Here is a 23692-nt window from a genome sequence, read left to right as displayed (position 1 = left end):
CCGCCTACCCGGGAAGACTCGCCGACTCAGGCCGCCGAGCCGGCGCCCGCTCGGACCCGCTCCGCTCCGACCCGGGCCGATAGATCGAGTAGGACGGCGCATTCTCCGAGGGCACGTCGGGCGCGTCCCAGGAGGGCTCCCGCCGCCGAGCGGGCCGAGCCGCACCGCCCGCCGCCCCAGCGCCGCGCCCACGCCCACCGCTTCCGGTCTCGGGCCGCTCAACGGGCGCAACTTCCCCGCCCCCAACGGAAACGGTGTCTTCACTACGAGACTCAGGCCGCTGCTGCGTCTGCAAAGTCTCCCCACCGCGCCGCTGCGAGCCAGGTTCCCGAGTACCGCCGGCATCAACAACCTTGAGCGCAGCGGCCTGCCGCACGTCCCGCATGAACAACCGATGCCAACTCCCGGCAGACGTAATCGTCCGCGTGGAGTCCTTCCCCCCGAGCTGCGTAATGCGCCGATACGGCCGCAGGAGCAACCATCCCACGACCCCGGTAAGCCAGATGAGCAACACCTGAAGCCAGGGCGCAAGCGAGGCAGTCTTGAGAATCAACGTCACGGCAAAGAGATAAATAGCCGACCCGGTGCCGAAGATTATGATGTTGAACATGGCTGCGATGACTGCGTTGCCGAGTCGCCGCAGTCCAGCATTTGCGGGCCGGAGCAGCCCAAAGGTGCCAAGCACCGGTGCGGCGATAACGGCCCATCGAAACAGCAGGAACCCGAGGATGACGAGGATCGAGGAAGTGAGATCGAAGAGCGCGAAGAATACTGCGGAGAGGATTGCCAAGAATCCTGCACCGATGCGGTCCATGCCCTTGCTGCCCTGGAGATGTTCGTACGCTTCCGGATCTTCGGTCTTGATCTGCTCGGCGATCTTCATCCAGCGCTGCTGCTTCTGTTCGATCATGACTTTGCGCATGCTTGATTCGACCGGTGGGCCGGGTCGCCCTTCGCGAATCCGCTGCTCCTCTTCGTCCGCGGCGCGACGTTCGTCCTCGCGAATGGTGTTGACTTCCTTCCAGGAGAACGATTTCGCGTCATAGAGGGCGGGACCGTACTTCTGGGCCGTTGCACTGGTCGCGGAGCCGAGCGTTCCGCGCAGCCAATTCTGGTAAAGGAGACCCTCTACCACTGTGTCGCTCGCCCGGACGGCGGGTGGACGTGGATCTTCGCAGGCCTGCTTGTCCGGGTTATGGCATTCATTCGGAGGAATCGCCTGCGACGGCGGTCCTACGGCCTCGTGAATGACTCCCAGACTCGATACCAGACCGTGGTCGGCAAGGCTCGCCGACCAGGTTGGCCAGCGGGCAATTCCAGTGATCAAGATCATGACAAAGATGGCCCAGCCAGCAGTTGTGACCGCACTGGAGAGGTCGGACTGCCGTGAGCGCCAAAGCAAATAGAGACCGACGATCGTCAGGGTCACCGCTCCGAATACGGTGAATACCTTCTCGTAGATCGCCTTGGTGGCCTGTTCCACGAGGGGGTCCGCCCAGCCCCACATGTAGGACGGATCCCAGGCGCGTTCACGTACCGCGTTCGAGGCGCCGATCACCGACGTGGCGAATAGGAACTCGCCGTTGGCGACGGTATTCTCGAACTCTGCGCTCGGGTTGGTGACCGTCGAAGCGCACTTAAGGTCGTAGGTTGAGAAATCGTAACCGGCATAGCCGTAACTGCTGTAGCGAAAGCGAAGTCTCGACACGTCCGGGATGTCCGGCTCCTTGGCAAACCAGCCGGCCATGCCCGAGTCCGGTGCACCTGGCGTCGGGGCATCGAGGCAACTGAGTCGACCCTGAATATCGACTTGGAGCCGGTCGGCACAACTTTGGAAGTTGCCCGGTACGCGCCAGGCGTCAACGGTGCAAAGCGGGTCGCCCGGGGCGTACGCCGGGGAGGCCGACGCCGGTGTTGTCGGGCCCGCGAACAGTGTGGCCATGGCCGCGACGAGGACCACGGCCACGTACACGGGCAGGCGTCTCACCGCTCATCCTCCGCCTCGTCATCATGGACGTCCACGACCTCGCCGCCCACGGCGTTTGCCGCCGGTGCGCCCCCCGGGGTCGTGTCGAGGTACCGCAGCAGCTCGGCAACGTAGGAAACGTCCACGCGCACCTTCTGGACGCGCCCGTCCACGTCGCGCATCACGAACTCGCGGAAGCCCAGGCGCGCCGACGAGCTGGTGTCCACCTGGGACAGGGCGGCCAGCGTCTGCTCGTAGCCCACGTCCGTCGGCACTCGCAGCAGGCGCAGCGCCTCGGCCGCGATCTCGGTGTCCTCGGCGATCCGGCCCACGAAGACGGTCGAGACGAGGTTTTGCACGTCCAGGCCCAGGATGTCCTTCGGGTTCTGCGAGGCCACCAGCGCGGCGAGGTTCCACTTGCGGGAGTCGCGGGCCAGGCGGACGAGGAACGAGCGGCCGGAGCGCCAGCCCTCCATGAAGTGGGCCTCGTCCAGGCCTACGAGCTTGCGCATCGACATGTCGCCGCCGTAGCAGCGACGTACGGCCAGGCGGTGGGCGGTGTGCAGCATCGGCAGGGCCAGGGACTCCTCGGCCGACCAGTACTCGCGCTCGATCTTGAGGTCGGGCAGGCGCAGGCCCGCCATGGTGATGACGGTCAGGGCCGCGTCCGCGCCCAGCAGGCCCGGGGGCGGGGAGCCGAAGAAGAGCATGGCCAGCGGCATCTCGGCGGTGTCGAGCAGGAGGTTGCCCAGCTCGGCGGCGTCGTGGTCGCCGGTGTCGCGCAGCGAGCGGATGACGTCCTCGAGCGTCGAGGACTCCTCGGCCGGCACCTGGCGTACGGCATGGCGCAGCATCGTCGCGGTCGAGGCCTCGCGGGCGACCTGGGGTGGCACGAGCATCATGCAGATGTCCTGCACGAGCATGCGGCGCTCGGCGCGGGCGTTCGACACGGAGATCTCGAACTCGCGGTCGCCGGCCGGGCCGTGGGCGTAGTGGGCGCGTTGCGGGGTCGGGATCAGGGCGTAGGGGGCGAGCGTGCCCTGCTCCGAGCCGGTCAGGTTGAGGACGCGGGCGTACGGCTTCAGCTCCGGCATGCTGCAGAGCCGGGCGAGCGGGCCGGACGGGTCGAGCAGCGTCACCTGTACCCCGCGCCGCGCGGCCAGGTAGCCCAGCGCGCCCATGAGGGTCGACTTGCCGCCGCCCGGCTCGGCCACGAAGACCGCCAGGCCGGAGCGCTCCCGGACCTCCATCGGGAAGTGCAGGTCGAGGAAGACCGGGCGGCGCGACGTACCCGCGGTGCGCCCGATGAGGTCGCCGCGGCGGTCGCCTACGGTCGAGGCGGCCTGGGGCAGCGCGGCCGCGAACAGCTTGACCGGCATGCGGCGCACGTACCCGGTGTTGGCCAGCGGTTCGCCCGGGATGAACTCGCGCGCGAGCCAGTCCTGGTTCTTCGGGTGCTGCAGGGCGACGCGCATCTCCCGCGAGTACATCTGGGTGATCCGCCGGGCCCGCTCGAGGCACTCCTCCCGCGTACGCCCGCCGACCGCGATGCGGTGCCAGCCGTGGGCGCGGGACGAGTCGACGGGCAGGCCGGTGCTGATCTCGTCGCCGATGGTGAGCGCGCGCTTGGCGAGGCGCTCGAGCTCGGGCGGGGCGTCGATGCCGTGCTCGGAGTAGTCGGCCTGCTGCGAGCGGATCAGCCGCAGCCGGTGCTCGAGGTTGCGGAACGAGTCGCCCGGGCCGAGGATGTCGATCCGCGACGACAGCTCCATCGGCCACGGCAGGCGCTCGTGGAAGTGCAGCCACGGCTCGTGCCGCTCGGGGATCTCCAGCGGCTCCATGCGCCCGACGGTCAGCACGGCGACGTGGCGCTCCTCGCCGGTCTGCCGGTTGACGAGCTTCACCGTGGAGCCGTACGGCGTGCGGTACCGCTCCACCGCCTCGGTCAGCGCGAGCAGGTCGCCCGAGCCCCACGAGCCGTCGAGCGAGGTGATGTTGCTGGGCGGCGACATGCCGAGGGCGACCGAGCGGTACAGCAGCCACTCCAGCTCGTACGCGGTGACCCGCCGGCCGCGCATGCCGAAGGCGCCCAGCACCTCGTCGAACTGCTCGACGGTGCGGGCCATGCGGCGGCGCTCGGCGTCGGCGACCCCGCGCTTGAACAGGGCCCCGAGGCGCTCCGACAGCGTGTCGCCGAGCGTTCGGCGGGCGAAGGCGATCCCGAGGTACGTCTGGCCCTCGGCGTGGTTGATCGACAGCAGGTGCTTCTGGGCCGAGACCAGATGGTCGGCCCACGAGGGCCCGCCGCCGACCGTCGGCAGCGGGTGCGGCGTGTTGCCGTCGACCACGCGCGCCCACTGGTCGGCCGGGAAGGGCCGCGTCGTACGCCGCAGGTGCAGCCGGAAGCCGGCCAGGCCCGCGTACTGCTCGGAGATCGCCGACAGCAGCGCCTCGCGCTCGGCGTCCGGGCGGAACGCCCAGCGGACCTCCGGCAGCCAGTACCACGCGGTGACCGTGTTCGGCGTGAACGTGAGGTGCCCGGCGATCTCGGTGATCGCCAGGTCGATCGACGCGGTGCGGTCCTTGTGCTTCGGCCGGGGCGTCTTGTCCAGCGGCGTCCTGCGGCCGCGCTGGGCCGGCGTCGGCTGGACGCGCGGCGGCCGGGGCGGCTGCTGGGCCGGGACACCGCGGGCGGGCGCACTGCGTCGCGCCGGTGGCGGCGGTGCCGTGGTTACGGCCTTTCGAGTTGTACCCGCTGAGCCGCTCCGTCCACCCGGCGCCCCGTAGCGTTCGGCGGCCCACTCGTCCGTGGGGGTGAGCCGTTCACCGTTGCGCCCGGGATACCCGTTCGGGTCGCGAAGGGGTGGGTGCTCGCCGGACGGGTCGCCGGGTCGCCCACGCAGTGCGGGCCGACCGCCGGACTCGGTCCAGTTGTCGTACGCGGGCCGCTCCTCGATCGCCGGCCGCTCACGGGCGGCGGACCGATCGCGGGCCGCAGCACGATCGCGTGCCGCGGACCGGTCAGTGGACCGGTCACCGGACGCGGACCGGTCAACGGACGCGGACCGGTCAACGGACGCGGACCGGTCAACGGACGCGGACCGGTCAACGGACGCGGACCGATCGCCGAGCGCGGGCCGGTCGCCCAGTGCGGGCCGGTCGGACAACGCCGGCCGGTCGCTCAGGGCCGGCCGCGTCCGGCGCCGCTCGCCGTTGGCGCGCGCCGGGTCGGTGCCCGGGTTGCGGGGAATCGCCCGTTTGGGGGCACGCAGGTCCTCGGGGGCCCGCGGCGCACCCGAGGCGGGCGCGGCCGAGATCGGGATGCCGGAGACCGGCTGGACCCGGTCGGCGCGGCTCGGGCTCGGCTCCAGTGCCCGCAGCCGGTCGCGCGGCGCGCCGCCGGGCGGGTCGTCGAAGAGCCCCAAGAACGGCGAGTCGACGTCGGGCGCCGGCTGGCCGCTCACCGGGCGCTGCGAGCCGCCGGAGCGACCGTTGGCGCCGTTCTCGGGCGGGCCGGGCGGCGTGCCGGCGCGCGGGCCGGTCGGCGTGGCGCCGGCGCCGCGGAACATGGCGACGCGACCGCCCTCGGCCACCGCGCGAAGTCCGCCATCGTAGTCGGTTGACTGCGCAGAGTCGTCATCGATGTCCGGGCGGTCCTGAAAGCCCCCGGTATTACGGGGAGGCGGAGTGGTCATGCGAGATCACCGGTGAGGTCCGGGCGGATACGCACCTTGGAGGCGACCAGGCGGGCGTCACGCTGCTCGGAGCTGGGCTCGCGAGTGTGACGCCAGTCGGTCAGGGCGGTGCGGACCACCATGCGGGCGGGTCGATCGGGGTCGACGTAACGGAAGATCAGCGACGTCGCCACGATCGCGAGAGCGATCTCGTAGGCGGGGAAGTAGTCGACGTGCAGCGTGATCAGGTAGCGGATGAACATGAACAGCGGCACCAGCAGTGCGAACACCCCGTACTGCGCGTACGGCAACTGAATGGGCAGCGTGTAGCCGGGCGGCCCCAGGTAGACCAGGCGGGCCCGGTAGATGTCGTCGTCGGTGCGCAGGCGCATGGGAGGCCAGGCCTACTTGAAGATGAGGCTGACCAGCGAGTCGCCGAAGAAGAACAGCGACGCGGCACCGGCGACGAAGGCCAGGCCGATGATGGCGATCGCCGAACTCGTCAGGACCCGTGAGACCTCACCCTTGCTGGCCCGGCCGATGAAGATCACTCCGAGCGCCGCGAGCAAAATCGGAACGATCTTGGTCGTGAAGAAGGTGAGGATGCCGTCGGTGTTGATCGTCTTCGGCTCGGGTGTTGGCGTCGGCGCGAGGGCGATCGCATCCACGGCGCGTGCGGCCGAGCCCCACATCGCCTGGCCGATCTCCATCAACATCATCAGACCTCCCCGGAGGCGCGACGGGCGCGGTGCGCGCCGCGCGTTAAGCCTCGCCGAAAAGACGACCCGGTGGTACCACCCCGGCTGCTGTGTCGTCCTCCAGCGGAACCTTATCCGGGCGTTTGCCCTGCTAAATGCCCATTGTCGGGTTTAACGGTCCGAATAACGTTCACTTGCAGAGAGTACGTTGCGGCCCTCTTTCCAACAAGCTGACCGAACCGTGGTCAGTGTGCACAGTGTGTCTCGTGAGACGCCTGAGCGCGCCCCCCGTAGGGTTGTCGCAGGTCGCCACCGGGCGGCCGCATTGAGTTGAGTACCTTCATTCAAGTGATGGTCTTGCCACGTTCAACGCCGCTCGTGATGGGCGTGCTCAACGTGACCCCGGACAGCTTCTCCGACGGCGGCCGCTACGCGGACCTCGACGCGGCCGTGGCCCACGCCCGGGAGATGACGGCCGAGGGCGCCGACATCGTCGATGTCGGCGGGGAAAGTACCCGTCCGGGCGCCGGGCGTGTCGACGCGCAGACCGAGGCGGCCCGCGTGGTGCCGGTCATCCGTGCCCTGCACGCCGAGGGCATCGCGATGAGCATCGACACCACCCGCGCCGCGGTCGCCGCCGCCGCGCTCGAGGCCGGCGTGGCGCTGGTCAACGACGTCTCCGGCGGCCTCGCCGACCCGGACATGGGCCGGGTCGTGGCCGAGGCCGGGTGCCCCTGGGTGCTCATGCACTGGCGCGGGCACTCCCGGCGGATGGCTGACCTCGCGGTGTACGACGACGTGGTCAAGGAGGTCGCCGCCGAACTGCTCGAGCGCGTGGAAGCCGCGGTCGCCGCCGGCGTGGCGCCCGAGCGGATCGTCCTCGACCCGGGGCTCGGCTTCGCCAAGCGGCCCGAGCACACCTGGAAGCTGGCCGCGCACCTGCCCGACCTGATCGCGCTCGGCCACCCGGTGCTGGTCGGGTCCAGCCGCAAGTCGCACCTGGGCCGCCTGCTGGCCGACGCCGAGGGTCACGACCGCCCGACCGAGGAGCGCGAGGCCGCGACAATCGCCACCACCGTGCTCTCCGTCGCCGCCGGCGCCTGGGGCGTGCGCGTGCACGACGTCCGTGGGAACGTGGATGCGATAAAGGTGTGGCAGGCGACGAGGGCGGCGCTGTGAGTTCCGGACGAAACGACCGTATCGCCCTGCGCGGGCTCACCGTCCGCGGCTTCCACGGCGTGTTCGACTTCGAGCGTCGCGAGGGCCAGGACTTCGTGATCGACGTGGAGCTGGAGCTCGACCTGCGCCCGGCCGCGGCCTCGGACGACGTCGCCGACACCGTGCACTACGGCGAGCTGGCCGAGGGCCTGGCGGCCGTCGTCGCCGGCGAGCCGGTGAACCTCATCGAGACCCTGGCCGACCGGCTGGCCGCGGCCTGCCTGGCCGACGGCCGGGTCCGGGCCGCGACCGTCACGGTCCACAAGCCGCACGCTCCCATCCCCCTCCAGTTCGCCGACGTCGCCGTCGTCATCCGCCGGGAGCGGTCGTGACCCGCGCGCTCCTCGCCCTCGGCAGCAACCTGGGGGACCGCGAGGGTCACCTGCGGGGCGCCGTCGCGGGCCTGCACGACCGGGTTCTCGTGGTTTCCGGGGTGTACGAGACGCCGCCGTGGGGCGATCCCGACCAGCCGCACTACCTCAACGCCGCCCTGCTCGCGGCGGATCCCGGCGCCACGCCGCACGACTGGCTCGCGGCCGCCCACCGGCTCGAGGACGAGGCCGGCCGCGTCCGCGATCCCGCGCGCCGCTTCGGCCCGCGTACCCTGGACGTTGACGTGATTGCCGTGTGGAACGACGACGGGGCGCCGGTGATCTCCGGCGATCCCGAGTTGACCTTGCCGCATCCGCGCGCCCACCTGCGGGCGTTCGTGCTCCGGCCGTGGCTGGAAATCGAGCCGTACGCCAAGCTGCCGGGGCATGGATGGGTCAACGACCTGCTCCGCGCCGACGTGGTCGCCGACGACCTCGCCGACCTGCGTCCAAGAGTTGACGTCCACCTCGATACGTGATCTGGAGCGGAAAGCCGATGGCCACGCCGTCACCCGAAGACCCCAACGTGAACGGACCGAGTGGACCCAAGGGCCGGATGGAGCCGACCCGCCCGGCCACGCTGGTGATCGCGGCGCTCGCCACCACCGCGCTGGCCTGGATCGCCATCAGCAACTTCTGGAACAGCCTGCCGACCCTGCCCTGGCTGCCGCCGCTGACGTTGATCGGCCTGGCGATCTTCGAGGGCATCGAGGCGTACTCCACCCGCAACCGCATCCTGCGCAAGGAGGGTGCCGGCCCGCTCCAGCCGCTCGTGATCGCGCGGTACGCGGTGCTCGGCAAGGCCTCCGCGCTGGTCGCGGCCCTGTTCGGCGGCATGTACCTGGGCATGTCCACCTGGCTGCTCACCCAGCGCGGCGTGCTGGCCAAGGTCTCGGAGAACCTGCCCCAGGCCCTGCTCGGCGTGGCCGGCTCGATCGTGCTCATCGCCGCCGCGCTGTGGCTGGAGCGCTCGTGCCGGGTACCCCCGACCGACCGTGACAAGGACGTGCCCCGGCAGAACCGTCAGGGCGGCAACGAGCGGGCGCCGGACGACCAGATCGCCTGATCCCGACGCCGGGCGCCGCGACGGGCGAAACCGGGCGGTTCGGCGCAGGATCGTCAGGAGGCAGGGTCTGTCGCTGGTCACCTTCCGCGGTTACTGTGCGACCCGTAACCGTCGGTTGGCAGGAGGCGAGCGCCATGGCGTACGACGACTCGCGGTTCCGCGGCGAGCCCGGATTCCGGGAGGAGCCCGACTTCCGGTCGGGGGGCGTCCCCGAGGACGCGCCGACCCTCGGGGTCTCCAACCAGTCCGTGTACACCCCCGGCGCCTTCCCGGTCTCGCCCGCCTACGGCACCCCGCCCGGCGAGAGCACGCTCGGCCTGGGCGCCGCCGGCCGCCGCCGGAGCCCGACCCCCCAGCAGCTCGGCGACGTCTTCGACGACCCCGAGCACGGCGAGCCCGGCCGCGACCGCTTCGCCGTGCACGCCCTCTGGGAACTGGTCCTACTGCTCGCCGCGGGCGCCCTGCTGTACCTCCTGCGCGACGCCAGCCCCGCCGCGCTGCGCGGGACCGAGCTGCACTCGCTGCTGCTCTCCGGCGCCGAGCTCGGCCTGGTCGCGCTGGCGATGGGCCTCACCCTGCGGGCCGGCGCGCCCAACCTGGCCGTCGGCCCGATCGCGTTCGCCTCGGCCCTGTTCTTCGCGAACAACTCCGAGCGCGGCCTGGTCATGACCGCCGCCATCACCGGCCTGGTCGCCGTCGGCGTCGGCGTGGTGATCGCGGTCCTGGTCGTCGCCTTCCACGTGCCCGGCTGGGCGGCCAGCCTCGGCGCGGCCCTCGCCCTCATCGCCTGGAACGCCAACCAGTCCGGCGAGAAGGTCGTCGCCGGCGCCTACGACCCGCACAAGCACGCGATGTGGTGGGCGCTCGGCGTGGCCGCGCTCGCGGTCGGCGGCGGTGTGCTCGGGCTCATCCGGCCGGTCCGCCGCGGGCTCGGCCGCTTCCGTCCGGTGCGCGACCCGGCCGACCGCCGCGGCGGCGGCGCGGCCACCTTCACCGGCCTCGCGATCGCCGGGTCGGGCCTGCTCGCGGCGGTCGCCGGGGTGCTGGTCGCCCTCGACGAGCGCACCGTGGCCGCGGGCGGCGCGGACACCTCCCTGGGCGGGTTCGCCGTCACCGCCGTCGCGCTCGGTGCGGCCCTGGCCGGCGGCACCTCCGCCTTCGGCCGGCGCGGCGGCGTCCTCGGCACGCTGCTCGCGGTCACCGTTGTCACGCTGCTGCTGCGGTACACGGATGCGGAGGGCTGGAAGCTCCAGCCGGTCGCCCTGGCCGCCGGCGCGATCGGCATCGGCCTGGTGGTGACCCGCCTGGTGGAGACCTTTGGCCGGCCGCGCACCGCCGCCGAGACGGCCCAGGAGGAGGCCTGGACCCCACCGTCGATCACCGCGCCGCAGCCCGAGCCCGAGGACAACTGGTCCCCGCCGTCGACGCGCACCGGCAGTTGGCCCGCCACCAGCGACTACGGCAACGACCCCGGCGAAACCGATCGCGGCTGGGGGCTCGAAGAGCGCTGGGGCACCCGGTAGGAGCTCTGATCCACCCGATAGCCTGGGACCCATGGCCGAAGTCACCCTGGAACAGCTCGACGCGCTGACCACCGAAGAGCTGCGCGACCGCGCGTTCGCCCTCGCGCGCCAGAAGCGGGACATCAAGTTCTTCTGGGACCTGTTCACGCACGTGACGCAGAGCGACAACGACACCCAGGACGGCTGGATCGGCTCGCTCGACGCCACAATCGACGACGCCGTCGCCCTGTGGCGCGAGGCCACCGGCCACAACTACGGCGAGAACGAGCCCCTGGTACGTGCGGCCTTCATCGATTATCTTCTTAAAAACGACAAATCGCCGTCGGTTTAGTTTTCGCGGCCGGGGGGCCTTATCCCGGCATGGCAATCACGCGATCCCGTTACCGCACCGCGACGAGTGCCGGTACCCTCGTCGCATTTCTCCTCGTGCTGATCTTCGGCAGTCCTTGGTACGTCGACTGGACCCAGAAGGCCGACCGGGGCATCTTCCTGGAGACGCTGGCCTGGCCGGCGTGGGACCTCGACACCAACGCCGCCGTTCGTGACGTGCTCGGGGCCGACCTCAAGGCGATCCTGCTGATCGTCTTCACGGCGCTGTTCATCACGCTGCTCGTGGGTGCGCAGCTGGCCGCCGCGCGGGGCACGATCTCGGCGATCTTCACCGGGTGGGCCGCGTACATCTTCGCCGCGGCGCTCGCCGCCTTCATCACGTCGTTCCTGCTCGCGAACCCGTCGTTCGGCCAGGCCACCGCGAACGCGGCCGGCGGCGCGGGCTACGGCCTGATCGTCGGCTGGATCATCGGCCTGGCGACCATGGCCGGGCGGCGGCCGTAGCCGCCGCCGGGAGCCATGATCACGCCGGCGTGTCCACCGCCGCGGACGCCAGGGCGACCTGGACGTCGGCGGCGGTGAGTGCGCCGATGGGCGAGTCGCCGTCGCGCACGACCACCGCGCCGCGCCCTGCCGCCAGCATCGCCCCGAACGCCTCCCGCAGCGTCGCGCCGGACGACACGACCGGCGCGCCGTCGCCCGCCTCCGCGACCGGCCGCAGCCCGTCGGCGGGGATGGGCGTCACCGAGAGGCGCATGATGCCCCGGTCCTCGCCGACGAAGCGCTCCACGAACTCGTTGCCGGGGCGCGCGAGCAGCTCGGCCGGGGTCGCGTACTGCTGCAGCTGGGCGTGGTCGGAGAGCACCGCGATGCGGTCCCCGAGCTTGATCGCCTCCTGCAGGTCGTGCGTGACGAGGATCGTGGTCTTGCGCACCGCCCGCCGCAGCCGCATGAACTCGTCCTGCAGCCGGCCCCGGTTGATCGGGTCGACGGCCGAGAACGGCTCGTCCATGAGCAGCACCCGCGGGTCCGCGGCGAGCGCGCGGGCGAAGCCGACCCGCTGGCGCTGGCCGCCGGAGAGCTCGTGCGGGTACCGCTTGCCGTACTGCGCCGCCGGCAGCCCGACGAGCTCGAGCAGCTCGTCGGTGCGCTCGGTGGTCCGGCTCTTGTCCCAGCCGAGCATCCGCGGCACGGTGCCGACGTTCGTGCGCACGTTCTGGTGCGGGAACAGTCCGACGTTCTGGATCACGTAGCCGATGGTCCGGCGCAGCTGCGTCGGGTCGGCGTTGGTGACGTCGGTGCCGTCGATGAGGATGCGGCCGCCGGAGGGCTCGATGAGGCGGTTCACCATCCGCAGTACCGTCGACTTGCCACAGCCCGACGGGCCGATCAGCACCGTGACCTCGCCGCTGCCGATCTCGAGACCGAGCTCCTCGACCGCGACCGTTGCGTCCGGATACACCTTGCGCAGCCGATCGAGGGTGATCGGCGCGGCATCGTGCTTCGCGGTAACGTCCACGCATGTCCTTCCTGGCTCGCGGTGAGGCGGGCAATCCCTGGTTCTCCTGGTCGTACGTCCGGGACAACGCCGACACGATCCGGGATGCGCTGCTCGACCACGTCGTCATCACGGTGTGGTCGGTGGCGATCGCGGTGGTCATCGCGATTCCGCTGGCGGTGCTGGCGTACTGGGTACGCCCGCTCGCCACGCCGATTCTGACATCAGCGGGCGTGCTTTACACGATTCCGTCGCTCGCCCTGCTCGCCTTCCTGGCCCCGTTCATGGGCACGGGGCGGTCCCCGGTCATTCTCGCGCTGACGTCGTACGCCCTCATCGTGCTCATCCGCAACGCCCTCACCGGCCTGCTGCAGGTGCCCGACGACGTGCGCGAGGCCGCCACCGCGATGGGGTACAGCCGCTCCGCCCGTCTCTGGCGCGTCGAGCTGCCGCTGGCCCTGCCCGGCATCCTCACCGGCCTGCGCCTCGCGACGGTATCGACAGTGGCGTTGGTCACTGTCGGCGCGATCGTCGGCTCGCACGGCGGCCTGGGCTCGCTGATCCTGGCCGGCTTCCGCAACAACTACTACAAGGCCGAGATCGCCACGGCCGCGATCGCCTGTGTCGTGCTCGCGCTGGTGCTCGATGTGGTGCTGATCCTGGTCAGCCGGGCGCTGACCCCGTGGACCCGGAGGCGTGCGGCATGAGCGTGATTGATGATGCGATCGTGTGGCTCAACGATCCCCTGAACTGGAGCAACCCGGGCGGGATCGAGGAGCGCCTGACGGAGCACCTGGAGATTTCCGTGGCGGCGGTACTGCTGGGCTGCATCGTCGCCTGGCCCGTCGGCATCCTGCTGGGCCGGCGCGGGGCCGCCTCCGGCGTCATCGTGCTGCTGTCCAACCTGACCCAGGCCGTTCCCGTGATCGCGCTGCTGACCATCCTGTCGCTGACCCCGATCGGGCTCGGCAAGACCGCGGTGATCATCGCGCTCGCCGTGTTCTCGCTGCCGGCGTTGCTGGCCAACGCGTACACCGGCATGCGCGAGGTCGACCCCGAGGTCCGCGACGCGGCCAAGGGCGTCGGCATGACCACGGTCCAGCAGCTCCTGCGGGTGGAGCTTCCTTTGGCGGTACCGTTCCTGGCCACCGGCCTGCGCATCGCCACGACCACGGTGGTGGCCACGGCGACCCTCGCCACCGCGGTCAACGGCGGCGGGCTCGGCATGATCATCTCGGCCGGCTTCGGCCTCGGCCCCGGACACGGCGGGCAGATCCTGGCCGGTGCGATTCTCGTCGCCGGCCTCGCATTGATCATCGACGGTGTGATGGCGCTCATTGAGCGCAAGCTCACACCGAAGGTATTGCGGCGGGCCGCGGGCCGTTCCTGAGCGTGAAAGGGTGACCTGCGCAACACTCCGGTGACCGGTCGTTACGAAAACGTGCCTGGTTGCGGTTGCCGAATTTCCATCGCCGGAGTTGCCTATTTGGAAGCGGGCGGGCTTTCTTGCCATTCAAGCGCCGTCCGTCGGACACGCGGCCGGTCACAGTGATCGCGCCGGGACACGGAAGGCGGGCCATTTTGCGAACTGCCATACGCGCCACCCTCGGGGTCGTCCTCGCCTTCGCCGGAGCAGGCCTCGCCGCCTGCGGCGAGTCGGGGTCCTCGGGCACGGAGGCGCCGGCGAGCGTCAGCGGTGCGGGTTGTGCCCCGGTGGCCGGAGAGAAGCTCGTCGTGCTCGACGACGACAAGAAGCTCCAGCTGGCGGACAACATCATCCCGGCGGTCAACACCAAGATCGCCGATCCGGCCCTCATCGCGGCGCTGGACAAGGTCTCCGACGCTCTCACGCCGGAGAAGCTGATCGCGCTCAACAAGGCGGTCGACGTCGACCGCAAGACGTCGAAGGTCGCGGCGGAGGACTTCGCCAAGACCGCCAACCTCACCACCGGCATCGAGAAGGGCAAGGGCGGGGCCATCAAGATCGGCGCCGCGGACTTCTCCGAGAGCGCCACCCTGGGTGCGCTCTACGAGCTGGTTCTCGACGCCGCGGGCTACGACGCCTCGGTGCAGACCATCGGCAAGCGTGAGGTGTACTACGGTCAGCTCACCAAGGGTGACATCCAGGTCGTGCCGGAGTACGCGGCGACCCTGACCGAGTTCATCAACCAGTCGGTCAACGGCAAGGACGCGAAGGCGCTGGCCTCCGGCGACGTCGACGCGACCGTGACCGCGCTGAAGGACCTCGGCGGCAAGCAGGGCCTCTCCTTCGGCAAGGCCTCCAAGGCGACGGACGGCAACGCGTTCGCGGTGACGTCGGAGTTCGCCTCGAAGTACGGCGTGAAGACGCTCAGCGACTTCGCGACGAAGTGCTCGGGTCAGGCCACCGTCCTGGGCGGTCCGGCCGAGTGCCCGCAGCGCCCGTTCTGCCAGCCGGGCCTGGAGAAGACGTACGGCATCCAGTTCGGCAAGGTCCTCAGCCTCGACGCCGGCGGCCCGCAGAGCAAGGACGCCCTGAAGAAGGGCACCGCCTCGCTCGCGCTGGTGTTCTCCTCCGACGGCTCGCTCGGCTAGCCGGTCGGCTTGACGACGTCCTCCCGTACGCCGCTTCGCCGGTGGTGCGGGAGGACGTTTCGTTTGTACTGAAGACGGGGTAAGTTCTCTGCTCATGCCGGCCGCGGAGACCACCGGACCCCCCGGGGCAATGCGGAGCACCAAGCTGCTCCAGCTGCTCTTCTGGGGTGGGGTCGGGCTGGCCCCGCTGGCCGCCCTGCTCCTGCTCGTCGGCAGCGGCTTCGTGCTGCAGTTCGCCGCCGTGCTCGGCCTGCTCGCCGTGGTGCTGATCGGCCTGTCGATCGCGCTGCGCCGCGAGGGCGAGACGGTCAAGGGCGAGGTCGAGGAGATGGTGTACGAGGAGATCGACACTCTTCGCGAAAATGTCCGCGCGGACATCACGCACGCCGCCCGCCAGACCCACGGCCAGCTCGTGGAGCGCATCGGCGGGCTGCACGAGACCGTCGACGCCCTGCGCAACCAGGTCGAGATGCTGCGCGGGCAGCTGGAGCGGGCGGCCGCCCAGCCGCCGCCCCAGGCGCACCCCACCGGTTCGGCGCCGGCCGCCCCGGGGGTGCTGCGGCACACCGAGACCGTGCAGGTCACCACCAAGACGATGGTCGTCGACCCCACCGAGTCGCGCTCCGGCACCGTGTACGGCGCCGGGCCGCGCGCGGACATCCCGCAGCAGCGCCGGCCGGACCGCTCCGAGCGCATGCCGGCGCGGCCCGAGCCCCGCGGCGAGGAGTACGGCCGCCGCCCGGAACGCCGCGACGACTACCCGCCGCGCGACGAGCGCCGTGACGAATATCCCGCGCGGGACGAGCGCCGTGACGACTACTCCGCGCGCGATGAACGCCCCGCGCGCGACGAACGTCGGCAGGAGCGTCCGCACGAGCGTCGCGACGCCTTCGCCGCCGCCGCTCGGGATGAGCGCCGCGACGACTACGGCCGCCGCGACGACCGCGAGGAGTACGGCCGCCGCGAGGAGCGCGGCCGGGACCAGGTACGGGACCAGGCCCGCGAGCAGACCTCCTGGACCGAGCAGCTGCTGCGCGAGCGGATGGCCCGGTCCGCGAGCGGTGAGTGGGAGCAGACGCAGTCCCGCGGGGCCGACCTCGAGCGCCGGAGCGGCGGCGGCCGGCGGCGGGCCGTCGAGGATGACGACGACGACAACGTGACCGGCATGCGCACCACCGACCGTTGGGCCTCGGTCCACAGCGACGAGCGCGGCGGTCGCGAGCTGCGCATGGGCGAGCGCCGCTCGGCCGTGCACGCCGACGAGACCGGCACGCACGTGCGCATCGAGGACCGCTGGGCGAGCGTGCGGCAAGAGGAGTACTACTCGGACGGGGGCGGCCACCGCGCCGGCGCCGACGACGACCGGCGGGGCGAGCGCCGCGGCGGCCGGCGCCGGGCCGAGCCGGACGACCGCGACGACGAGACGGTCGACCCGCGGACCGAGGGCCGCTACGACTCGGGCACCGAGAGCCCGCGCCGCTCCGAGGCCCGGCGGGAGCGCGAGCGCAACTGGGCCTCCGGCGAGCAGGCCCGGGTCGAGGTGGGGCGGCGGCCGGACGAGCACTGGGCGGAGACGTCCTACGAGGAGGCCCGGCGCGACGAAACCGGCGGGACCCGCTGGTCCGAGGTGCGCCGCTCCGACCGGGCCCTCGGCGGCCCGCAGGCGGCGCTGCCCGCCTCGCCGGCCGAGCCGGCGTCCCGCTGGACCGGGGGCGCGGCGCGCGACGAGGACCGCTGGGCGGGGCCGCGCGACGAGGAGCGGGTGTCGCGGCGGGCGCGGCCGGAGGACGACGAGGAGTACGGCTGGAACGGAGGCCGCGACGAGCAGCGCGGCGGCCGGGCGGCCCGGCAGATCGTGGACTTCGAGGGCAACGACGACCGCTGGCGCTGAGGGCTGGCTGTGTTTCGCGCTTCGCTCCCCATTGGGGGAGCTCCGCTCCACCCAAACCCCCTCCCACACGTGGGTCACCGTTCGGGGGCGGAAGGGGCCGGGGTCGTGTGGCTTCAGGCCTTCACGGACCGCACCATCTTTATTTGTCTATGTCGCCTACTACGAAGAACATTGAGCCGAGGATGGCGATCAGGTCCGGTACCAGAGTGCCGGGCAGCAGGGTGGAGAGCGCCTGCACGTTGGCGTAGGAGGCGGTGCGCAGCTTGAGGCGCCAGGGCGTCTTCTCGCCGCGGGAGACCAGGTAGTAGCCGTTGATGCCGAGGGGGTTCTCGGTCCAGGCGTAGGTGTGGCCCTCCGGGGCCTTGACGACCTTCGGCAGGCGTACGTTCACCGGCCCGGTCAGCTGGTCGACCCGGTCGAGGCACTGCTGGGCTAGGTCGAGCGAGACGTACACCTGATCCAGCAACACCTCGAAGCGCGCGTGGCAGTCACCCGACGTGCGGGTCACCACCGGCACCGACAGCTCGCCGTAGGCCAGGTAGGGCTCGTCGCGGCGCAGGTCCAGGTCGAGCCCGGAGGCCCGCGCGACCGGGCCCGACGCGCCGAACGCGGCCGCGTCGGCGGCGCTGAGCACCCCGACGCCGACCGTGCGGGCCAGGAAGATCTCGTTCTTGCGGATCAGCTTGTCCAGGTCGGGCATGCGCCGGCGGACCTGGTCGATCGCCGTCCGGGCGCGGCCGGTCCAGCCCGCCGGGACCTCCTCCTTGAGCCCGCCGACGCGGTTGTACATGTAGTGCATCCGGCCGCCCGAGGCCTCCTCGAGCACGGCCTGGATCGTCTCGCGCTCGCGGAAGGCGTAGAAGACTGGGGTGATGGCGCCGATCTCCAGCGGGTACGAGCCCAGGAACATCAGGTGGTTCAGCACCCGGTTGAGCTCGGCGAGGGCCATGCGCAGCCAGATGGCCCGCTCGGGGACCTCGATGCCCATGAGCCGCTCGACGGCCAGCACCACGCCGAGCTCGTTGCAGAACGCCGAGAGCCAGTCGTGCCGGTTGGCCAGCATGATGATCTGGCGGTAGTCGCGCACCTCGAACAGCTTTTCGGCGCCCCGGTGCATGTACCCGATGATCGGCTCGGCACTGATCACGCGCTCGCCGTCCAGCACCAGCCGCAGGCGCAGCACGCCATGGGTCGAGGGGTGCTGCGGGCCGATGTTGAGCACCATGTCGGCGGTGTCGAGCCCGGCACCCGTGCCGACGGTGACCTCGGACGTCATGGGGTAACTCTAGAGGTCCTGCAGGATCCGCAGGGCTCTCGATACGTTGTGCATGGTGCTGGTGTCGGCCACCGCCACCCGCTCCACGAACCACCGCTTCAGCGGCGAGGAGAGCCGGTCGGGCATGACCACGAGCTCGTCGAGCTCCACCGAGAGCGGCGAGTCGCGCAGCTCCTCGGCGTCGGTCACCTCGGCCACGATGACGACCGGGACGTCGGTGCTGTTGAACACGTCCGAGCTGATGATCAGACCCAGCCGCTCACGGGCACCCTTGATGAGCCAAACTTCACCGCGACGCACGGCGTCCACGGTATAGCTCGGCGTTGACGAGCGCGATCTCCTCCTCGTCGGCGAGTGCGGACGCGTCGAGGTCGATCTTGGCGCGGCGGACCGCCTCGGCGTGGGCCGAGAAGATCTCCCGCAGGGCGCGCTCCTGGGTCGCGCGGTCGATCCACGCGCTGAGCGACACCCCGTCGCGCTCGGCCCAGTGTCGGGCGTCGGCGATGGTCTGGTCGGAGAACGAGAGCGTCACTTTGGTAGTCATGCCATCGAGTGTACCGCTGGTATGACCATTGGTCATACCCAGTGCATGACCCAATGGTGGCCGCCCAGTCCGCCGGGGTCGGTGAGCTCGGCCGCGGCCGAGGCCCGGGCCAGGGCGCGCACGTAGCCGGCCGGGTCGGTGCTCGCGAGCGCGAGGGGCGGCCGGGCGCCGTCCACGCCGAGCAGGCGCAGCGCCTCGCGCTGGGGCAGGGCTGGCGCGCCCAGCGAGTCGAGCGCGACGTGCGCGGTCAGGTCCCGCTCGCCGTCCGCGACCGGCTCGACCTGGCGGCCGTCGCGGTACGCGGTGAGCGTGCCGAAGAGCGGGCGCTCGGCCGCGAAGTGCCCGTAGTCGACCGCCAGGGCCAGGCCGCGCTCGACGGTGGCCACCGCGGCCGACCAGGCCTCGTCGCGCGGCGTGCCGATCTCGGCGCGGGCCCCCGGCGGGGCGTCGTCCAGCGGCCACCAGCGGTCCAGCCAGGCCCGGTCCGATTGGGCGATGGGTTCGTCGGCGAGCGTGAGGTCGCTCAGGAGGTACCGAATCCGGCCGTTGACATCGAGCTCGACGATGTCCAGCGGGACGTTGTCGAGCCACTCGGTGGCGATCAGGAGCCCGTTGGTGCCCTCGGGCGGGGACGCGGTCCACCCGATCGGGGACGGCAGATCACCCGGCCGGGGCGCCCGCTCGACCCCGGTCGCGCGCACGCGGCGGCGTACGTCGTCCGGCAGGGCGGCCAGGATGCCGGTCAGCAGCTCGCCGCGGCCGGCCCCGACGTCGACGAGGTCGAGGCCGGCCGGGCGCTCCAGGGCCTCGTCGAGGCGGCCCAGCAGCGTGGCGATCGCGCCGGCGAACAGCGGGGAGGCGTGGACGCTGGTGCGGAAGTGATCCGCCGGTCGCTGCCTGCGGAAGAAGCCCTCCGGCCCGTAGAGGGCCGCGTCCATCGCCTGCCGCCAGCGGGTCACAGGAAGGCTTGGCCCTCGCCGCGGTACGTGGGGACGACGTCGACGATCCGGTCGCCCTGCACCAGGTGGACCTCGTTGACGTGCTCGCACAGCTCGCCGGCCTTGGAGTGGCGGAAGTACACCCGGTCGCCGGGGCTGAGGCCGGCCGCGCCCGGGCCGATCAGCGGGGTCTGCACCTCGCCGGCACCCTCGGTGCCGATGAGCTTGAGGCCCTCCGGCAGCCAGGGCAGCGGCTGGCGGCTCGGCGCCGTCTCGCCCGAGGCGATCCAGCCGCCGCCGAGGACGGTCGCCGTGTCCGCGTTGGGGCGCCGCACGACCGACAGCGCGAAGAACGCGGCCGGTTCCGGGCGCCATTGGCGGTACCCGTCGAAGAGCCACGGCCCGAAGAGCCCCGATCCGGCGGCGACCTCGGTCACGGCCGGATCCGCGGCCGTCGCGGCCACGCTGCCGGTGCCGCCGCCGTTGACGAACTCCAGCTCGGCGTGGCGGCGCACCTCGGCGACGACCGCGGCCCGGCGGGCGAGCAGCTCAGGCATCGAGCGCGCCTGGATGGCCCGGATCAGCGCGCCGCGCACCGGGCGCCCGGGCGGGGCGTCGCCGAGGCCGGCGATCTGGGCCTCGTACGACATCAGGCCGACCAGGCGGAACCCCGGCCGGGCGGCGATCGCGGCGGCCAGCGCGCCGGCCTGCTCGGGGCTGTGCACGGGGGAGCGGCGCACGCCGATGTGCACCTTGGACAGCGGGCGCCAGGAGGCGTCGAGGTCGACGCAGAGCCGCACCGTCTTGCGCTGCGCGGGCGGGACGAGGGCGTCGATGAGGTCGAGCTGGTCGATGCTGTCGACCATGACGGTGATGGTGGCGGCCAGCTTCTCGTCGGTGGCCAGGCGGCGCAGCGCGGCGCGGCCGGCGGTGGGGTACGCGACCAGGATGTCGTCCGCGGTGCCGTGCCCGGCCAGCCAGATGGCCTCCGGAAGGGTGAACGCCATGATGCCGCGCCAGCCGGGCCGGGCCAGGGTGCGGTCGATGAGGGCGCGGACGCGCACGGACTTGCTGGGCACCCGCAGGGGCTTGCCCGCCGCCCGGGCGATCAGGGCCGAGCTGTTGGCGTCGAAGGCATCCAGGTCCACGATCGCGAACGGCGGGTCGAGCTCGGCGGTGGCCCGGTCGTAGCGGGCACGGGCGTTGGACACGCCGTCACGGTAACTTGTGCTCCCCGAATATGAAAGAACCTCGCATACCCGGGCGCGGCTCAGAAATTGTCAGGGGTGGGCTGTAGCGTGAGGGCCGGAGATTTGAGGGGGTGTCGTCATCGCCAGCAGCGACCTCTCCGGATTCGGGGAGCTTCAGGCCGTACTGCGCATCCGGCCCTTCCGCCGGCTGTGGGCGGTGCTCGGGCTTTCATCCCTCGGCGACTGGCTCGGCCTGCTCGCCGCCTCGACGTTCGCCGCCGCGCAGGTGTCCAACGAGGCCGCCCAGGGCGTGGCGTTCGGCTCCGTCATCGCCGTGCGCCTGCTGCCCGCGCTGATCCTCGGCCCCGTGGCGGGCGTGTTCGCCGACCGGTTCGACCGGCGCTACACGATGGTCGTCTGCGACCTGCTGCGCTTCTTGTTTTTCGCCTCCATCCCGGCCGCGGCGCTGCTCACCGACGACGGCGCGCTGGTCATCACCTGGACCGCGATCGCCACGTTCGTGATCGAGACTGTCGCGATGATCTGGACGCCGGCCAAGGAGGCGTCGGTCCCCAACCTGCTGCCCCGCGCCCGGCTGGAGACCGCCAACCAGCTCACGCTGGCCACCACCTACGGCATCACGCCGGTCGCGGCCGCGCTCGTGCTGATCGGCCTGCAGCAGCTGGTGACCGCGTTCTTCGGCAGGGACGCGCCGGCCGGCGTGCAGCCGAGCAGCGTGGCGCTGTGGTTCAACGCGCTGACGTTCCTGGCCACCGCGGCCACCGTGTTCTTCGGCATCCGCGAGATCAGCGGCCGGCGCACGGCCGGGGTCGAGCGCAAGCCCGGCATGATCCACGAGTTCACCCAGGGCTGGGCCTTCGTCAGCAAGACCCCGCTGGTGCGCGGCCTGGTGCTGGGCATCTTCGGCGCCTTCGCCGGCGGCGGCGTGGTCGTGGGCACCGCCAAGTTCTACGCGGTCTCCCTCGGCGCCGGCACCGCCGCGTTCGCGCTGCTCTTCGCCGTGCTCTTCCTCGGCCTCGGCCTGGGCATCGCGGCCGGACCCAAGCTCGTCGGGGCGCTGTCCCGGCGCCGTTGGTTCGGCCTGTCGATCATCCTGGCCGCCGGCTCCGTGCTCATCCTCGCGCTGGCCACCCACCTCGCCGTCGCCGTGGGCGGCGCGCTGCTGGTCGGCGTCGGCGCCGGCATGGCGTTCCTGTCCGGCACCACGCTGCTGGGCGGCGAGGTCGCCGACGACATGCGCGGCCGCGCCTTCGCCTTCGTGCAGATGGGCACCCGCGTGGTGCTCATGCTCACCATCTCGCTCTCCAGCGTCATCGTCGGCCTCGGCGGCACCCGCACCATCAACCTGGGCTTCTACGAGTTCGACGTCTCCAGCACCCGCCCGCTGCTCGCGATCGCCGGCGTGCTCGGCGTCTTCGCGGGCCTGTTCGCCCTGCGCCAGATGGACGACAAGCGCGGCGTGCCGATCCTCGCCGACCTGATCGGCTCGGTGCGCGGCCGCCCGCTCAGCGCGGCCGACCCGCGGGCCGCGCAAGGGCTGTTCATCGTGTTCGAGGGCGGCGAGGGCGCCGGCAAGTCGACCCAGGTCGGCCGGCTCGCCGCGGCGCTGCGCGAGATCGGGCGCGACGTCGTGGAGACCCACGAGCCGGGGGCCACGCCGATCGGCGCGAGCATCCGCAGCCTCGTGCTCGACCGCCCGTCGGTGGGCGGCGACGTGATGACGCCCCGCGCCGAGGCGCTGCTCTACGCCGCCGACCGGGCCCACCACGTGGCGTCGGTGGTCCGGCCGGCGCTGACGCGGGGGGCGGTGGTCATCAGCGACCGGTACGTCGACTCGTCGCTGGCCTACCAGGGCGCCGGGCGCACCCTTCCCGTCGACGAGGTGTCGTGGCTGTCGAAGTGGGCGACGGGCGGCCTCAAGCCGGACCTCGTGGTGCTGCTCGACCTCGACCCGGCGGTCGGCCTGGCCCGCGCGGGCAAGCGGGGCGACGCGGACCGCCTGGAGAGCGAGTCGCTGGCCTTCCACGAGCGCGTGCGCTACGCGTTCCTCGACCTGGCGTCGGCCGACCCGAGCCGCTATCTCGTGCTCGACGCGTCCAACGGGGTGGAGGCGCTGGCGGAGGGGATCCTGCAGCGGGTGCGCCACCTCATCCCCGAGGCCGAGTCCTCCATCGAGACCGTCCTGCACGACGCGGCCGAGGTCGCTTCAACGCTGACGGGCAGCGCGGACGCCGACGACGAGACCGACTTACCGAAGGGCTCGCGCGTATGACGGGGCCGCTCTTCGCTTCGCCACCGCGCCGTGACGCCGCTTTCCTTTCCGCCCCCGAGCATGGTCGTGCTCGGCGGCGCGCCGCCGGGCGCGTGACCGCTTTCGGCCGCGTCGCGGTGCGCGGTCGTGGGCGGCGCGTTGCGGCCGTCGCGCCGCTTTTCGTCGCGCGGTCGAGCGTGGTCGTGCGCGGTTGCACGCGGCGCGTTGCTGGGTTCGCGACCGCTTTCGGCCGCGTGGCGGTGCGCGGTCGTGGGCGGCGCCTTGCTGGGCTCACGTCGTTGTTCGCCGTGCGGCCCTTCTTCGCTTCGCTTTCGCCCAGTCGTGGGCAGCGCGGGGCCGCCGTCGCGCCGCTTTTGGTCGCACGGTCGAGCGTGGCGGCGCGGGGCGCGTTGCTGGCCTTGTCGTTCGCGCCGGGCGGGAGCTTGCGGGTATGACGCCGCTTCCGGCTCTTTCGTCACCCGTCCCCACGCGCCGCGTTCTGGGTTTCGCGGCCGCGCGTGGGCATGCGTGGCGAGTCGCCGGGATCGCGACCGCTTTCCGCCGCGTGGCGGTGCGTGGTCGTGGGCGGCGCGGTGCCGGGTTCCCGTCGCCTTTCGCAGGGCGGCCGTTCTTCGCTTCGCTTTCGCACGGTCGTGGGCAGCG

22 protein-coding genes are annotated in these 23692 nt (G+C 71.8%); 12 read left to right on the top strand and 10 right to left on the bottom strand.

What is annotated here, in order from left to right:
• Nucleotides 1-4 precede the first annotated feature (4 nt).
• From AB0B76_RS30965 to AB0B76_RS30950, 4 genes are all read right to left on the bottom strand, one after another.
• A complete protein-coding gene (locus AB0B76_RS30965) occupies nucleotides 5-1942 on the bottom strand; it encodes a DMT family transporter (protein ID WP_360382215.1) in 1938 nt (645 codons plus the stop codon).
• A 41-nt stretch (nucleotides 1943-1983) separates the two neighbouring features.
• Complete coding sequence (locus AB0B76_RS30960) at nucleotides 1984-5559, bottom strand: ATP-binding protein (RefSeq protein ID WP_360382084.1); 3576 nt, start codon at nucleotides 5557-5559, stop codon at nucleotides 1984-1986.
• Between the two features lie 98 nt (nucleotides 5560-5657).
• Nucleotides 5658-6032 carry a hypothetical protein gene (locus tag AB0B76_RS30955; RefSeq protein ID WP_360382082.1) on the bottom strand — a complete coding sequence of 125 codons (375 nt, stop codon included), beginning with the start codon at nucleotides 6030-6032 and terminating at the stop codon, nucleotides 5658-5660.
• 12 nt (nucleotides 6033-6044) lie between these two features.
• Nucleotides 6045-6359: a hypothetical protein gene (locus tag AB0B76_RS30950; RefSeq protein ID WP_350612348.1), complete on the bottom strand. Its 315-nt coding sequence runs from the start codon at nucleotides 6357-6359 to the stop codon at nucleotides 6045-6047.
• Between the two features lie 330 nt (nucleotides 6360-6689).
• On the opposite strand from AB0B76_RS30950, the gene folP reads away from it, so the two are divergent.
• From folP to AB0B76_RS30915, 7 genes are all read left to right on the top strand, one after another.
• Nucleotides 6690-7517, top strand: a complete 828-nt coding sequence (gene folP / locus AB0B76_RS30945) for a dihydropteroate synthase (RefSeq protein WP_360382213.1) — start codon at nucleotides 6690-6692, stop codon at nucleotides 7515-7517.
• Nucleotides 7514-7888, top strand: coding sequence for a dihydroneopterin aldolase (gene folB / locus AB0B76_RS30940; protein WP_360382080.1), 375 nt, complete (start codon nucleotides 7514-7516; stop codon nucleotides 7886-7888). Before folP ends, folB begins: the two co-directional genes overlap by 4 nt.
• Nucleotides 7885-8406: a 2-amino-4-hydroxy-6-hydroxymethyldihydropteridine diphosphokinase gene (gene folK / locus AB0B76_RS30935; protein ID WP_360382078.1), complete on the top strand. Its 522-nt coding sequence runs from the start codon at nucleotides 7885-7887 to the stop codon at nucleotides 8404-8406. Before folB ends, folK begins: the two co-directional genes overlap by 4 nt.
• Before the next feature lie 47 nt (nucleotides 8407-8453).
• Nucleotides 8454-8993 carry a DUF3180 domain-containing protein gene (locus tag AB0B76_RS30930; RefSeq protein WP_360382076.1) on the top strand — a complete coding sequence of 180 codons (540 nt, stop codon included), beginning with the start codon at nucleotides 8454-8456 and terminating at the stop codon, nucleotides 8991-8993.
• A gap of 134 nt (nucleotides 8994-9127) precedes the next feature.
• The gene (locus AB0B76_RS30925) at nucleotides 9128-10516 is read left to right on the top strand and encodes an ABC transporter permease (RefSeq protein WP_360382074.1); all 1389 of its coding nucleotides are present in this window, start codon (nucleotides 9128-9130) and stop codon (nucleotides 10514-10516) included.
• A gap of 31 nt (nucleotides 10517-10547) precedes the next feature.
• Entirely contained in the window at nucleotides 10548-10847 is a 300-nt protein-coding gene (locus AB0B76_RS30920; protein WP_360382072.1) for a hypothetical protein, read from the top strand.
• A gap of 29 nt (nucleotides 10848-10876) precedes the next feature.
• Nucleotides 10877-11350, top strand: a complete 474-nt coding sequence (locus AB0B76_RS30915) for a hypothetical protein (protein ID WP_360382070.1) — start codon at nucleotides 10877-10879, stop codon at nucleotides 11348-11350.
• A 19-nt stretch (nucleotides 11351-11369) separates the two neighbouring features.
• On the opposite strand, the gene AB0B76_RS30910 is transcribed toward AB0B76_RS30915, so the two are convergent.
• Nucleotides 11370-12365, bottom strand: coding sequence for an ABC transporter ATP-binding protein (locus tag AB0B76_RS30910; RefSeq protein ID WP_360382069.1), 996 nt, complete (start codon nucleotides 12363-12365; stop codon nucleotides 11370-11372).
• Between the two features lie 2 nt (nucleotides 12366-12367).
• Between AB0B76_RS30910 and AB0B76_RS30905 the strand changes: the two genes are divergently transcribed.
• The 4 genes from AB0B76_RS30905 (at nucleotide 12368) to AB0B76_RS30890 (ending at nucleotide 16809) form a co-directional block, all read left to right on the top strand.
• Nucleotides 12368-13051 carry an ABC transporter permease gene (locus AB0B76_RS30905; RefSeq protein ID WP_360382067.1) on the top strand — a complete coding sequence of 228 codons (684 nt, stop codon included), beginning with the start codon at nucleotides 12368-12370 and terminating at the stop codon, nucleotides 13049-13051.
• Complete coding sequence (locus AB0B76_RS30900) at nucleotides 13048-13734, top strand: ABC transporter permease (RefSeq protein WP_360382066.1); 687 nt, start codon at nucleotides 13048-13050, stop codon at nucleotides 13732-13734. Before AB0B76_RS30905 ends, AB0B76_RS30900 begins: the two co-directional genes overlap by 4 nt.
• Nucleotides 13735-13925: 191 nt before the next feature.
• The gene (locus tag AB0B76_RS30895; RefSeq protein ID WP_360382065.1) at nucleotides 13926-14918 is read left to right on the top strand and encodes a glycine betaine ABC transporter substrate-binding protein; all 993 of its coding nucleotides are present in this window, start codon (nucleotides 13926-13928) and stop codon (nucleotides 14916-14918) included.
• 130 nt (nucleotides 14919-15048) lie between these two features.
• A complete protein-coding gene (locus AB0B76_RS30890) occupies nucleotides 15049-16809 on the top strand; it encodes a hypothetical protein (RefSeq protein ID WP_360382063.1) in 1761 nt (586 codons plus the stop codon).
• A 139-nt stretch (nucleotides 16810-16948) separates the two neighbouring features.
• Here AB0B76_RS30890 and AB0B76_RS30885 read toward each other — a convergent pair whose 3' ends face one another.
• From AB0B76_RS30885 to AB0B76_RS30865, 5 genes are read right to left on the bottom strand one after another with little or no spacing between them, the layout of a single operon-like run.
• Nucleotides 16949-18085, bottom strand: coding sequence for an NADH-quinone oxidoreductase subunit D (locus AB0B76_RS30885; protein WP_360382062.1), 1137 nt, complete (start codon nucleotides 18083-18085; stop codon nucleotides 16949-16951).
• Between the two features lie 9 nt (nucleotides 18086-18094).
• Complete coding sequence (locus AB0B76_RS30880) at nucleotides 18095-18385, bottom strand: type II toxin-antitoxin system PemK/MazF family toxin (RefSeq protein WP_360382061.1); 291 nt, start codon at nucleotides 18383-18385, stop codon at nucleotides 18095-18097.
• Entirely contained in the window at nucleotides 18372-18629 is a 258-nt protein-coding gene (locus tag AB0B76_RS30875) for a DUF6364 family protein (protein WP_360382060.1), read from the bottom strand. Before AB0B76_RS30875 ends, AB0B76_RS30880 begins: the two co-directional genes overlap by 14 nt.
• A 32-nt stretch (nucleotides 18630-18661) precedes the next feature.
• Complete coding sequence (locus AB0B76_RS30870; protein WP_360382211.1) at nucleotides 18662-19567, bottom strand: SAM-dependent methyltransferase; 906 nt, start codon at nucleotides 19565-19567, stop codon at nucleotides 18662-18664.
• Between the two features lie 17 nt (nucleotides 19568-19584).
• Entirely contained in the window at nucleotides 19585-20778 is a 1194-nt protein-coding gene (locus AB0B76_RS30865; protein ID WP_360382058.1) for an amino acid deaminase/aldolase, read from the bottom strand.
• Between the two features lie 187 nt (nucleotides 20779-20965).
• Here AB0B76_RS30865 and tmk point away from each other — a divergent pair, with 187 nt between their 5' ends.
• Complete coding sequence (gene tmk, locus AB0B76_RS30860) at nucleotides 20966-23050, top strand: dTMP kinase (RefSeq protein WP_360382209.1); 2085 nt, start codon at nucleotides 20966-20968, stop codon at nucleotides 23048-23050.
• Nucleotides 23051-23692: the final 642 nt, after the last annotated feature.

This window comes from Dactylosporangium sp. NPDC049140 (assembly GCF_040648435.1).
Note: the sequence above shows the minus strand (reverse complement) of the source record. Positions and strands in the feature narration are given on the sequence as shown.